The organism is Roseomonas sp. 18066 (genome assembly GCF_902706185.1).
Taxonomy (GTDB): Bacteria; Pseudomonadota; Alphaproteobacteria; order Acetobacterales; family Acetobacteraceae; genus Pseudoroseomonas.
In genome coordinates this window covers 1-13,008 of sequence record NZ_CACSJM010000001.1, presented here as the reverse complement: position 1 = coordinate 13,008, position 13,008 = coordinate 1, and the positions used below count along the sequence as shown (strand labels likewise).

General features: G+C 72.3%; 11 protein-coding genes. 10 read left to right on the top strand and 1 reads right to left on the bottom strand.

Annotated elements, in window-relative coordinates; all coding sequences use genetic code 11:
* The first annotated feature begins 2 nt into the window (after nucleotides 1-2).
* The 9 genes from GVN67_RS00055 (at nucleotide 3) to GVN67_RS00015 (ending at nucleotide 11,115) form a co-directional block, all read left to right on the top strand.
* Complete coding sequence (locus GVN67_RS00055; protein WP_159992212.1) at nucleotides 3-722, top strand: GntR family transcriptional regulator; 720 nt, start codon at nucleotides 3-5, stop codon at nucleotides 720-722.
* A 12-nt stretch (nucleotides 723-734) separates the two neighbouring features.
* A complete protein-coding gene (locus tag GVN67_RS00050; RefSeq protein WP_159992211.1) occupies nucleotides 735-1,574 on the top strand; it encodes a sugar phosphate isomerase/epimerase in 840 nt (279 codons plus the stop codon).
* A 79-nt stretch (nucleotides 1,575-1,653) separates the two neighbouring features.
* Entirely contained in the window at nucleotides 1,654-3,045 is a 1,392-nt protein-coding gene (gene trkA / locus GVN67_RS00045) for a Trk system potassium transporter TrkA (RefSeq protein ID WP_159992210.1), read from the top strand.
* A 10-nt stretch (nucleotides 3,046-3,055) separates the two neighbouring features.
* Nucleotides 3,056-4,558, top strand: coding sequence for a TrkH family potassium uptake protein (locus tag GVN67_RS00040; protein WP_159992209.1), 1,503 nt, complete (start codon nucleotides 3,056-3,058; stop codon nucleotides 4,556-4,558).
* Between the two features lie 55 nt (nucleotides 4,559-4,613).
* A complete protein-coding gene (locus GVN67_RS00035) occupies nucleotides 4,614-5,333 on the top strand; it encodes a GntR family transcriptional regulator (RefSeq protein ID WP_159992208.1) in 720 nt (239 codons plus the stop codon).
* Nucleotides 5,330-7,969 (top strand): aconitate hydratase AcnA, encoded by a 2,640-nt coding sequence (gene acnA, locus GVN67_RS00030; RefSeq protein WP_159992207.1) that lies wholly within the window; start codon nucleotides 5,330-5,332, stop codon nucleotides 7,967-7,969. Before GVN67_RS00035 ends, acnA begins: the two co-directional genes overlap by 4 nt.
* Nucleotides 7,966-9,117, top strand: a complete 1,152-nt coding sequence (locus GVN67_RS00025) for a 2-methylaconitate cis-trans isomerase PrpF family protein (protein WP_159992206.1) — start codon at nucleotides 7,966-7,968, stop codon at nucleotides 9,115-9,117. The genes acnA and GVN67_RS00025 overlap by 4 nt, the downstream gene beginning before the upstream one ends.
* A gap of 72 nt (nucleotides 9,118-9,189) precedes the next feature.
* Nucleotides 9,190-10,143 carry a tripartite tricarboxylate transporter substrate binding protein gene (locus GVN67_RS00020; protein WP_159992205.1) on the top strand — a complete coding sequence of 318 codons (954 nt, stop codon included), beginning with the start codon at nucleotides 9,190-9,192 and terminating at the stop codon, nucleotides 10,141-10,143.
* Between the two features lie 15 nt (nucleotides 10,144-10,158).
* Entirely contained in the window at nucleotides 10,159-11,115 is a 957-nt protein-coding gene (locus tag GVN67_RS00015; RefSeq protein WP_159992204.1) for a tripartite tricarboxylate transporter substrate-binding protein, read from the top strand.
* 4 nt (nucleotides 11,116-11,119) lie between these two features.
* Here GVN67_RS00015 and GVN67_RS00010 read toward each other — a convergent pair whose 3' ends face one another.
* The gene (locus GVN67_RS00010; protein WP_159992203.1) at nucleotides 11,120-11,899 is read right to left on the bottom strand and encodes an alpha/beta fold hydrolase; all 780 of its coding nucleotides are present in this window, start codon (nucleotides 11,897-11,899) and stop codon (nucleotides 11,120-11,122) included.
* 90 nt (nucleotides 11,900-11,989) lie between these two features.
* On the opposite strand from GVN67_RS00010, the gene GVN67_RS00005 reads away from it, so the two are divergent.
* Nucleotides 11,990-13,008: aminotransferase class V-fold PLP-dependent enzyme (locus tag GVN67_RS00005; RefSeq protein WP_159992202.1), on the top strand; the 1,019-nt coding region annotated here is incomplete at its 3' end.

Sequence of the window (13,008 nt, the reverse complement as noted above, 5' to 3'; positions counted from 1 at the left end):
AAATGTCTACAATCCGGGCGGCGCGCGAAGCGGCGCAATCCCTCTCCAGCAAGGTGCAGACGGCGCTGGAGGGACTGATCTGGAGCGGCGCGCTGCCGCCCGGCGCCCGGTTGAACGAGGTGACGCTGGCCCGCCAGCTCGGCGTCAGCCGCGGGCCCGTGCGCGAGGCGGCGCGCGCGCTGGAGCGCACCGGCCTGGTCACCGTCATCCTCAACCGCGGCGCCTTCGTCCGCACGCTGACCATCGACGAGGCGATGCAGATCTACGAGCTCAACTCGGTGCTGTTCGGCTCGGCCGCCGCGCGGCTGGCGGTGGCCTGCACCGGCGAGCAGGCGATGACGCTGCGCGCCGTGGTCGAGCAGATGGACCAGCGCATCGCCGGCGGCGACCCGGAAGGCTTCTTCGCCGGCAACATCGTCTTCCACGAGCAGATCATGGCCTTCTCCGGCAATGCGGCGATGGAGGCGGTCTATCTGGACCACACCCGCAAGCTGCTGCTGATGCGCCGCCGCTCCTTCGACCGCAGCGGCAGCATGGCCGAGGCCAATGCCGAGCACCGTCGCCTGCTGGACAGCATCCTGGCGGGCGATGCCAGCCTGGCGCGGCAGCAGGCGGAGCAGCACACGCGCTCCGGCCGCGCCCGCTTCCTGACCGCCATCGCCTACAAGGACGGCGGCCCGCGCGTCGGCACGGCGGCGGAGAAGAACGCCGCAACCATCTGAAGGGAGAAAAAAATGGGCAAGACACTGCTGGACCGCATCGGCGTCGATATCGGCCGCCGCCTGCCGCTGGAGCAGGCCATCGACTGGGCCGCCGAGCGCGGCGTGCGCTACATCGACATCCAGCTCGACACCGGCGCCAACAAGGTCGATTCCTTCGACGACGCGCGCTGCGCCCGCATCCGCGCCCAGGCGGCGGCGAAGGGCGTCACCATCGGGCTGCACACCCTGTCCGCGGTCAATGTCGCCGAATACTCGCCCTTCCTGTCGGAAGCCGTCGACGCCTATATGCGCGCCTATATCGAGGTGGCGCCGAAGCTGGGCGCCGCCTGGATCGTCGTCCATGCCGGCTACCACTTCACCGCCGACGTCAAGATGCGGATGGAGGCCGGGCTCGACCGGCTGCAGCGCATGGTGGCGCATGCCGAGAAGCATGGCGCGCTGCTGCTGCTGGAGAACCTGAACAAGGAGCCGGCCGATGCCGAGGTCCACTACCTGGCGCATAGCCTGGAGGAGTGGCGCTACTACTACGACCGCATCGATTCCCCGGCCTTCGCCCTGTCCTTCACCGCCAACCACGCGCATCTGATGCCCGATGGCGTGCAGGGCTTCGTCGACGCCATCCCGCTGGAGCGCGTCGCCGAGGTGCGGCTGGCCGACTGCTTCCGCAACGGGCACGAGCAGCACCTGCTGCCCGGCGAGGGCAATTTCGACTTCGGCGCCATGTTCGAGCTGCTCGAGCGCCGCGGCTTCCAGGGCCACTACATGAACGCCTTCGGCACGCTGGACGACATGCACCAGTCCCGCCAGGCCATGGTCGACATGGCGCGCACCGCCGGCCTCGCTGACGCCTGAGGCTTTTCGCGCGCCGGCACGAGCGCAACCCTGGCCGATGCGCTAGCATTGACCGGCCAGGGTCAAGGGGTGTCGGCGCGTGAAGGTGATCATCTGCGGGGCGGGCCAGGTCGGCACCACCATCGCCCGCCATCTGTCGATGGAGGGCAACGACGTCACCGTCATCGACGCCTCGGCCGAGGCGGCGCGGCGGGCCGACGAAAGCTACGACGTGCGCGGGATGGTGGGCTTCGCCTCGCATCCCGCGACCTTGCGCGCCGCCGGCGCCGAGGAGGCCGACCTGCTGATCGCCGTCACCCGCTCCGACGAGGTCAACCTGGTCGCCTGCCTGGTCGGCCAGGCGCTGTTCCAGGTGCGCCGCCGCATCGCCCGGCTGCGCCACCACGGCTACCTGGAGCCCAACTGGCAGGGCGCGCAGGCGGCCGAGCGCGCGCTGGTCGATGTCGTCATCTCGCCCGAGGTCGAGGTCGCCCGCGGCATCGCCCGCCGCCTGCGCACCCCCGGCGCCTTCGACATGGCGCCGCTCTCCGACGGGCGGCTGCAGCTGCTCGGCATCCATTGCGAGGGCGCCGCCTGCCCGATGACCGGCCAGAGCCTGGGCGGGCTGCGCGCGCAGGCGGCCGAGCGCGGCTTCACCATCGTGGCGCTGCTGCGCGAGGGCGCCGCCCGCATGCCGCGCGACGAGGAGCGCATCGCCGCCGGCGACGACGTCTATGTCGTGGCCCGCCCCGAGCGCGCCGATGCCGTGGTCGCCGCCTTCGGCCATCGCGAGGAGGAGGCGCGCCGCGTCGTCATCGTCGGCGGCGGCAATGTCGGGCTGCACCTGGCGCAGATGCTGAAGCGCGACGCCCTGGTCTCGCTCAAGGTGATCGAGCACGATCCGGTCCGCGCGGGCCTTGTGGCCGAGGCGCTGGGCCCGGGCAGCGTCGTGCTCAGCGGCGACGCGCTGGACCGCGAGCTGCTGGAGGAGGCCAATATCGGCGCCGTCGACACGGTGATCGCGGTGACCAATGACGACGAGACCAATATCTTCGTCTCGGTGCTGGCCAAGCGCGCCGGCTGCGGCCGCGCCATCACGCTCGTCAACAAGAGCAGCTACGCCCCCGTGGTCGACGAGCTCGGCATCGACGCGGTGGTCAGCCCCAGCAGCATCACCATCGCCTCCATCCTGCGCCATGTGCGGCGCGGCGCGGTGGGGCAGGTCTATCCCCTGGGCGACGGCATGGTCGAGGTGCTGGAGGTCCGCGCCCTGGCCGGCTCGGCGCTGGTCGCGGCGCCCCTGGGCGAGCTCGCGCTGCCGAAGGGCATGCTGGTCGCCGCCATCCTGCGCGACGGCGAGCCGCGGCTGCCCGAGCCCGGCTTCCGCATCCAGCCCGGCGACGAGGTGATCGCCGTGGTCGCCCAGGCGGCGCGGGAGGCGGCGGAGGCGCTGATCGCGCTGCCCGGCAGCGAGCCCGGGGCCGGCCAGTGAAGGCGCCGCGATGAAGGCCAAGCTGCCGCCGCGCCAGCCGACGGGACGCTGGGCGCCGCCGCCGCTGCGCCCTGTGCTGCATCTGGTGGCGCGCATGCTGCTGGTGCTCGGCGGCTTCATGCTGCTGCCGGCGGCGCTCGACGCGGCGGCGGGCCATGCCGACTGGCGCGGCTTCGCGGTCAGCGCGCTGGGCACCATGGCGGTCGCCGCCGCGCTGCTGCGCGCCACGCGCTGCAACCTGGCCTCCGGCCTGACCCTGCGCCAGGCCTTCCTGCTGACGCCGATGGCCTGGCTGGCGGTCTGCGCGGCGGCGGCGGTGCCGCTCTATCTCTCGGCGCTGGAGGGCCTCGGCGGCAGCGTCACCAATTCGGTCTTCGAGGCGGTCTCCGGCCTGACCACCACCGGCGCCACGGTGATCTACGGGCTGGACACGGCGCCGCCCGGCATCCTGCTGTGGCGGGCGCTGCTGCAATGGCTGGGCGGCATCGGCATCATCGCGACGGCGCTGGCCATCCTGCCGACGCTGGGCGTCGGCGGCATGCAGCTGTTCCGCACGGAAAGCTCGGACCGGTCGGAAAAGGTGATGCCGCGGGTCAAGCAGATCGCGGCGCGCATCCTGCTCGTCTATCTGCTGCTCACCCTGGCCTGCGCGGTGGCCTATGCGCTGGCGGGGATGGGGCCGCTGGACGCCATCGCCCATGCGCTCAGCACGATTTCCACCGCCGGCTTCTCCACCGCCGACGCCTCGCTGGCGCATTGGGACAGCGCGGCGGTGCATTGGATCGCGACGGCCGGCATGCTGGCCGGCGCGCTGCCCTTCGTCCTCTATATCCGGCTGCTGCAGCGCGACTACGCCCTGCTGCGCGACCCGCAGGTGCATGGGCTGCTCGGCATGCTGGCGGTGGTCATCCTGCTGCTGACCGCCTGGCTGGTGCTGCATGACCGCTACGCGCCGCTCGACGCGCTGCGCCACGCGGCGCTGAACACCGTCTCCATCGTCACCACCACCGGCTTCGCCTCCGACGACTACAACCTGTGGGGCGGGGCGACGACCGGGCTGTTCTTCGGGCTGATGTTCGTCGGCGGCTGCACCGGCTCCACCGCGGGCGGGCTGAAGGTGTTCCGCTTCCAGGTGATGGCGGCGATGCTGCGGGTGCAGTTCCTGCGGCTGCTCTATCCGCGCGGCGTCTTCCCGCGGCTCTATGGCGGCAAGCCGATCCCGGACGAGGTGATGGGCTCGGTCGTCGGCTTCTTCACCCTCTACTTCGTCTGCTACGGCGTGCTGACCATCGCGCTGACCACCATGGATCTCGACTTCCTGACCAGCGCCAGCGCGGCGGTCAGCATGCTGTCGAATATCGGCCCCGGCCTCGGCCCGCTGATCGGGCCGGCGGGGCATTACGGCGCCATGCCAGCCGGCGCCAAATGGCTGCTCTGCTTCGCCATGCTGCTCGGCCGGCTGGAGCTTTTCACCCTGTTGATCCTGTTCATGCCAAGGTTCTGGCGGGGGTAGTTGTCGACAGAATCCGGCTGGACGACCGCAAGGCAGGGCGGTAGCCTCCGTCCCAATGGAGGAAATTGTCGACATCGACCCGGAGGCCGAAACGGCCCGGGCGGATGGTGCGCTCGCCCAGTCGCTGTTCCAGCGGCTCAGCGAGGCGATCATCCAGGGCGAGATCCCGCTCGGCGCCAAGCTGAGCGAGCCGGTGCTGGCGCGGCAATTCGGCGTCAGCCGGGCGCCGCTGCGCGAGGCGCTGAACCGGCTGCAGGAACGCCGCCTGGTGCAGCGCGCGCCGCGCCTCGGCGCCCGCGTCGTCAGCCTCTCCGCCGCCACCTTCCGCGAGATCTATGGCGTGCGCGAGGCGCTCGAGGGTTTCGCCGCGCGCGCCGCCGCGACGGCCATGTCGGGCGCGGATCTGGACCGCCTGCGCGCCATTCTTTCCCTGCAGGAAGCGGCCCTGGCGCGCGGCGGCCTCGAGGCGCCGAACGCGCTGGGCGGCGAGGATCGCGACTTCCACGCCCTCATCGCCCGCGCCTCCGGCAATGCGCTGCTGACCGGGTTGTTGTGCGGCGATCTCTACCAGCAGCTGCGCCTCTACCGCTCGCAGCTGAAGAAAGTGCCGGGCCGCGGCGCGCGCGCGGTGCTGGAGCATCGCCGCATCCTCGACGCCATCGCCGAGCGCGATGCCGAGATGGCCGAATGGCAGATGCGGCGCCATGTCACCGCCTCCTACGCCGCGCTTGCCCCGCTGCTGGATTCCCCCGATTCCGAGGACGCCTGTCCATGACGCGATTCCGCACGCTCCGCCTCGCCGGCGTCGAGCATGACTGCCTCGATCTTCCAGGCCTCGCCGGTGCGGATCGCCTGTCCCGGCTGCCCTACAGCCTGCGCGTGCTGCTGGAGAACCTGCTGCGCCATCAGGATGAGGACACGGTGCGGCAAGCCGACATCGATGCGCTGCTCGCCGCGGCGGACGGTGAAACGCGGGCCGGCGACGTCGCCTTCCGCCCCGCCCGCGTGCTGATGCAGGATTTCACCGGCGTCCCCGGCATGGTCGATCTCGCCGCCATGCGCGATGCCTTCGCGGCGCGCGGCGGCGATGCGCGGCGTGTCAATCCGGTGATCCCGGTCGACCTGATCGTCGACCATTCGCTGATCGTCGACTGCGCCGGCACGCCCGACGCCATGGCGCGCAATGTCGCGCATGAATACCGCCGCAACGCCGAACGCTATTCCTTCCTGCGTTGGGCGCAGACGGCTTTCGGTAATTTCCGCGTCGCACCCCCGGGCGGCGGCATCCTGCACCAGGTCAATCTGGAACACGTCGCCAGCGTCGTCGTCAGCCGCGAGGAGGGCGGCCGCCGCCTCGCCTATCCGGACACGCTGGTCGGCACCGACAGCCACACCACCATGATCAACGCGCTGGGCGTGCTGGGCTGGGGCGTCGGTGGCATCGAGGCCGAGGCCGCCATGCTCGGCCAGCCTTTGGTCTTCCGCCTGCCGGCGGTGGTGGGCGTCCGCCTGACCGGCCGGCTGCCGGTCGGTGCCACCGCGACCGACCTGGTGCTGACCCTGACGCAGCGCCTGCGCGCGCTGGGCGTCGTCGAAAAATTCGTCGAATTCACCGGCCCGGCGCTGGATGGCGCGCTGACGCTGGCCGACCGCGCCACCATCGCCAATATGGCGCCGGAATATGGCTCCACCTGCGGCTTCTTCCCCGTCGATCGCGCGACGCTGGACTATTTGGCCGCGACCGGCCGCGACGCCGCGCACTGCGCGCTGGTCGAGGACTACTGCCGCGCCCAGGGACTTTGGCGGGATTCCGCTGCCGCCGAGCCGGTTTTCTCGCAGCGGGTGGAGTTCGATCTCGGCGAGGTCGAGCCTTCGGTCGCCGGCCCGCGCCGGCCGCAGGACCGCCTGGCGCTGCCCGCCATCCCCGCCAGCCTCGAGGCCTTCGCCAAGAGGCCTTTGCAGGGCTGGGAAGATGGCTTCGGCGATGGCGCCGTGGTGATCGCCGCCATCACCTCCTGCACCAACACCTCCAACCCGGCGCTGATGCTGGGGGCAGGACTGCTGGCCCGGAAAGCCGTGGCGCGCGGCCTGAGCGTGCCGTCCTGGGTCAAGGCCTCGCTGACGCCGGGCTCGCGCGTCGTGGCGCGCTACCTGGAGATGACCGGGCTGCAATCCAGCCTGGACGCGCTGGGCTTCCACCTGACCGGCTTCGGCTGCGGCACCTGCGGCGGCAATTCCGGGCCGCTGGAGGAGTCTGTCGCCACCCGCATCAAGGAACGCGACCTGATCGGCTGCGCCGTGCTCTCCGGCAACCGCAATTTCGAGGGCCGCATCCATCCGCTGGCCCGCGCCGGCTACCTGATGTCGCCGCCGCTGGTGGTGGCGCTGGCCATCGCCGGCCGCGTCACCCTCGACCTGACGCGCGACCCGCTCGGCCAGGATCGCGACGGCGCCCCGGTCTTTCTCGCGGATCTCTGGCCGTCATCGGAAGAGATCGCGGTGCTGATGCGCGACGCGGTGACGCCGGAGCTCTATCGCCAGGAATATTCTTCCCTGTTCGAGGCGGACGACGCCTGGCGCGCGCTGCCGTCACCGGAAGAGATCCGTTTCGCCTGGCAGCCGGGCAGCACCTATATCCGCCGCCCACCCTATTTCGACGCGCTCGATGCCGGCGATCCGCCGCCGCCCGCGCTGCACGATGCGCGCATCCTGCTGCTGCTGGGCGACAGCATCACCACCGACCATATTTCCCCGGTCAGCGCCATCCCGCCGCAGTCCCCGGCCGGCGGCTTCCTCGCCGCGCACCAGGTGCCGCCGGAGGAGTTCAACGCCTATGGCGCCCGCCGCGCCAACCACGAGGTGATGATGCGCGGCACCTTCGCCAATATCCGCCTGCGCAACGAGATGCTGCCCGGCACCGAGGGCGGGCTGACCCGGCACCAGCCCAGCGGCGAGGTGCTGAGCATCTTCGACGCCGCCGACTGCTACCGCGCCGAGGGCGTCAAGCTGGTCGTGGTGGCGGGGCGCGAATATGGCACCGGCTCCTCGCGCGACTGGGCGGCGAAGGGGCCGCGGCTGCTCGGCGTCACCGTCGTCATCGCCGAAAGCTTCGAGCGCATCCACCGCGCCAACCTGGTCGCCATGGGCATCCTGCCGCTGGAATTCACTGGCGGCGCCACGCGGCTGACGCTGGGCCTCGATGGCAGCGAGCGCTTCGACATCGAGGGGCTGGACGGCCAGGCCTCGCCGGGCGCGCTGCTGCGCGCGACGCTGCGCCGCGACGACGGCCCGCCCGAGATCGTTCCGCTGCGCTGCCGCCTCGACAGCGCCTATGATGCGCGCATCTGGCGTGCCGGTGGCATCCTGCCCTTCATGCTGCGCGCGCTCGCCGCCGAGGGAGACGCCGCATGACCCGGCTGCACCGCCTGCCCGCGGTCTATATGCGCGGCGGCACCAGCCGCGCGCTGTTCTTCCACCAGCACCACCTGCCGGCCGCGCGCGCCGACTGGGACCCAATCTTCCTCGCGGCCCTCGGCAGCCCCGATCCGAACGGCCGCCAGCTCGACGGCATGGGCGGCGGCATCTCGTCGCTGTCGAAGATCGCGGTGATCGGCCCGCCGACGCGCGCCGATGCCGACCTGGACTACACCTTCGCGCAGGTGCAGGTGGACACGCCGGTCGTCGGCTATCGCGGCAATTGCGGCAATATTTCTTCCGCCGTCGGCCCTTTCGCTGTCGAGGAAGGCCTGATGGCGCCGCAGGGTGACGAGGCGGTGGTGCGCATCCACAACACCAATACCTCGAAGATCATCGAGGCCCGCTTCCCGCTGCGCGACGGCATGCCCGCCGTCGACGGCGACTTTCTGCTGCAGGGTGTGGCGGGCAGGGCGGCGCCGATCCGCCTGGCCTTCCTGTCGCCCGGCGGCGCCGCGACCGGCAAGCTGCTGCCCACCGGCCGCGCGCTGGATCGGCTCGAGGTGCCGGGCCTCGGCGTGATCGAGGCCTCGATGGTCGATGCCGCCAATCCGGTGGTCTTCGTCGCGGCCGCGGCGCTCGGCTTCACCGGCACCGAATCCCCGACGTCGCTGTCCAGCCCGGCCAATATCGAAAAATTCGAGAAGATCCGCGTCGCGGCGGCGGTCGCGATGGGCCTGGTTGCCACGCCCGAGCAGGCGCAGACAACGTTGAGGAATCTGCCGCAGGTGGCGCTGCTCGCCGCGCCGCGCGACGCCCCCGCCGCCGATGGCAGCACGCTGCCGGCGGGATCGATGGACCTGCTGGTGCGCATGGTCTCCGCCGGCCAGCCGCACAAGGCGACGCCGCTGACCGGCGCCATGTGCCTGGCCGTCGCCGCCCGCATCCCCGGCAGCCTGGCCGAGGCCCTGGCCCGTCCCCGCGGGCCGCAGGAAGATCTGCGCGTCGCCCATCCTTCGGGCATCCTGCCGGTGGCCGCGCGCACCCGGCTGGAGGATGGCGCGCTGATCGCCGAGGAGGCGGTGGTCTATCGCACCGCCCGCCGCCTGATGGAGGGCCGCGTGCTCTACGCCGGCCCGGACTGACAACCGACAGAACACTGCCCCGCGAGGCTGGCGACAGACCAGCCGGGGCCTGCCCAGGAGGATTTTCGTCCGATGCACCGTCGCAGCCTGCTCGCGGCCGCTGCCGCCCTGCCGTTCCTTCCCGCCGCCCACGCCGCCGAGCCGCTGCCCGGCCTGAACTTCCTGGTCCCCGCCGCGCCCGGCGGCGGCTGGGACGGGCTGGGCCGCGCCATCGAGCAGGTGGGGGTCGCCAACGGCCTTGTCGCCCGCTGCCAGTTCGAGAACCTGCCCGGCGGCTCCGGCACGGTCGGGCTGGCGCGCTTCGTCACCACGCGCCGCGGCCGGGCCGACAGCCTGTTCGTCGGTGGCGCCAGCCTGGTGGGCGCCGCCATCGCCAGCAAGTCGCCGGTCAGCCTGAAGGACGTTGTTCCCGTCGCCCGCCTGACGGAGGAGGCCGCCGTCATCGTCGTGCCCGCCAACAGCGAGTTTCGCGACATCCGCCAGTTTGCCGAGGCGCTGAAGGCCGAGCCGCGCGGCATCCCGGTGGCCGGCGCCGGCGGCGGCACGGTGGATCATGTGGTGCTGTGCCGGCTGATGACCGTGCTGGGCCGCAAGCCGCTGGAGGCGCAGTTCGTCTCCTTCCCCGGCGGCGGCGCCACGCAATCGGCGGTGATCGGCGCGCAGGTCAAGGCCGCTGTGGCTGGCTGGGGAGAATTCTCCGAGCAGGTCGCCGCCGGTCGCGTCCGCGCGCTCGCCACCAGCGGCGAGCGCCGGCTGCACCCCGACGTGCCGACGCTGAAGGAAAGCGGCTACGACGTCACCACCACCAATTGGCGCGGGCTGTTCGCCGCGCCCCAGGTCAGCGGTGCGCCGCTGCGCGCGCTGATCGATTTCGCCACGGCCCTGCAGGCGACGCCGGCCTGGAGGGAGCTGCTCCAGAAACGCGGCTGGGACGACGCTTTCCTCACTGGGGAGAACTTCGAGAAATTCGTGGCGCGCGACCAGGCGGAGACGGCCGCGGTGCTGCAGGAACTGGGCCTGTCCTGAGGGGAGATGCGCATCATGACCCTGTCACGCCGCCTGCTGCTGGCCGCCCCGCTGCTCGCCACCCCGGCGCTGGCCCAGCGACCCTGGCCGGATGGCCCGATCCGCCTGGTGGCGCCCTTTCCGCCGGGGGGCAGCGCCGATCTTCTTTGTCGCTTGCTGCAGAATCCGCTGCAATCGGCGCTGGGCGTGCCGATCGTCGTGGAGAATAAGCCGGGCGCCAGCGGCGCGCTGGGCACCGCCGGCGTCGCCCGCGCGGCGCCCGACGGCCAGAGTTTTGTCCTCGTCTTCGACACGCATGTGGTGAACCCCGCGCTGAACCCGCAGCTCGGCTTCGAGGCCCGCGACCTGCGCGGCGTCATGCTGGTGGCCACCGCGCCGATGCTGGTGGCGACGGCCAACGCAAAACCCTATCGCAGCCTGGCCGAGGTGCTGGCGGCCGCGCGGGCCAAGCCGGAGACGATCAGCTACGGCACCATCGGCATCGGCAGCCTGGCGCATCTGACCATGGAAAGGCTGCAGGATGTGACGGGCACCAAGCTGATCCACGTGCCCTATCGCGGCGGCGGGCCGATGAGCGCCGCGGCCTCGGCCGGCGAGGTCGACCTGGCGGTGGCCAGCGTCGTCGGCCTGGGCGGCCAGGTCGGCACCACGCTGCGCGCCCTGGCGCAGACCGGCGAGGCGCGCTCGCCGCTGCGGCCCGACATTCCGACGCTGATCGAAGGCGGCGTCGCCGGCGTGTCGGCCAAGGCCTTCTGGGGGTTCATGGCGCCGGCCGGAATCCCGGCCCCGGTGCTGCAACGTTTCCAGGCGGCGCTGGCGGAGGCCTTGCGCCAGCCCGCGGTGCGGCAGCCGCTGGAAGGGCAGGGGGTCGATGTCATCGGCTCGACGCCCGAGGAATTCGACCGCTTCCTGGTCGATCAGGCGGCGATCTGGACCCGGGTGGTGCGCGACAAGAACATCTCCGCGCATTGATTCGTCAGGCGAAGAATGCCGCCAGCCGCCGTCCCAGCGCTGCCGGCGCCTGGGACGGCATCAGATGGCCGCTGTCCAGCACGGCGAAGTCGGCGCCGGCGATGCGCGCCGCCAGGGCCTGCACCTGGGCCGGCGGCCGCAGCCGGTCATGCTGCCCGGCCAGCACCAGGCAGGGCACGGCGACGCCCGCGATCGCCGCATCCAGCCGCGCCGCCGCCAGCGCCCGGTTGGCCAGCCCATAGCCCACCGGGTCATTGCCCAGGAAGCGCGCGACATAGGCGGCGCGGTCGGCAGCCGGCGCCGTGACCTCGGGCGGCCAGGAGGCGGCGAGGCTGGCCTCGGCGACCGCCGCCATGCCCTCGGCCGCGGCGCGGTCGGCGCGTTGGATCAGATAGTCGACGCGGGCGGGGTCGACGCTGGTGGCCGGGCAGCACAGCGCCAGCCGCGCCACCTGCGCGGGCGCGCGCGCGGCCAGCGCCAGGGCCACCGCCGCGCCGGCGGCGACGCCGGCGACATGCCAGGGCGCAGGCAGGGCCAGCGCCTCGGCCAGGGCCAGCACGTCGGCCGCCTGATCCTCGATGCTGAAGGGCTGGCGCGGCTTTTCCGACCCGCCGGCGCCGCGCAGGTCCGGCCGCAGCACGGCGCGTCCGGGCGGCAGGTGATCGACCACGCCGTCCCAGCTTTCCAGCCCGCCGCCGAGCTCGTGCAGCAGCAGGATGGCGGGGCCCTGGCCGGGCGTCAGGCGGTAGCGCAGGCTGGCGCCGGGGGTTTGCATCCAGGGCATGCCGCCATGCTGCCGCCCGCGCGGGCCGCGCGCAAGATGGACAGCGCGGCGCGCCCGGCCCAGGCTGCCGGCGCGAGAGGAGCCTGCCGCATGACGCCGATCTTCGACCCCGCCGATTTCGAGATGCCGCCGGGCCTGGCCCATGTCTGCGCCGGCGGCGAGACGCCGCTGCTGCGCCGCCATGCGCAGGCCTATGCGCGCTATGCCCGCGACAAGGCCGCCGGCATGCCCGGCCGCACCGCGCAGGAGGCGGTGGTGCAGCGGGTGCGCGAGCGGATGGCGGCGCTGTGGCGGGTGCAGGCCGGCGATATCGGCTTCGTCTCCAGCGTCGCCGAAGGGGTTTCTCTTCTGGTCGACAGCCTGGAATGGCGGGACGGCGACAATATCGTGCTCGACGTGACGGAATATCCGTCGGTCGCGGCGCCCTTCGCGCTGAAGCGCGGCGGGCCGGCGCTGCGCCTCGCCGAGGGCCAGGCGCCGGACCGGCTGGCCTCGCTGGTCGACGATCGCACCCGGGTCATCGCCGTCAGCGCCGTCTCCTATCTGAATGGCGAGCGCTTCGACCTGGCGGCGCTGCGCAAGCTGGCGGATTCCGTCGGCGCCATGCTGGTGGTCGACTGCACCCAGGGCGCGGGCTATCTGCGCCTCGATGCCAGCGTCGCCGACTTCGCTTTCGCCGCCTCCTACAAATGGCTGCTCGGCGTCACCGGCGTCGCCACCGCCTATTGGAACCGGGCGCGGCAGCCGGGCTGGACGCCGGGCAGCGCGGGGTGGCATTCGCTGTCCGGCATGGCGCGGCCGGATTATGCCGGCGGGCTGGTGCTGCGGCCGGATGCGCTGTGCTTCACCCGCGGCAATCCGGCGCATCTGCCGCTCTATATCCTGGACGGCGCGCTCGACTACCTGGCGCAGCACGACGCGGCGGCGCTGGAGGCGCATGTGCTGGGCCTGACCGCCGCGCTGCGCGACGGCTTCTCGGCCGCCGGCATCGCCAGCACCACCCCCGCCGAGCCCGCGCGCCAGGCCGCCAGCGTCACCGTCGACACTGCCGGCAGCGAGGCCCTGGTCGCGGCGCTGGAAGCCCGCGGCGTCATGGCCTGGGGCGGGCG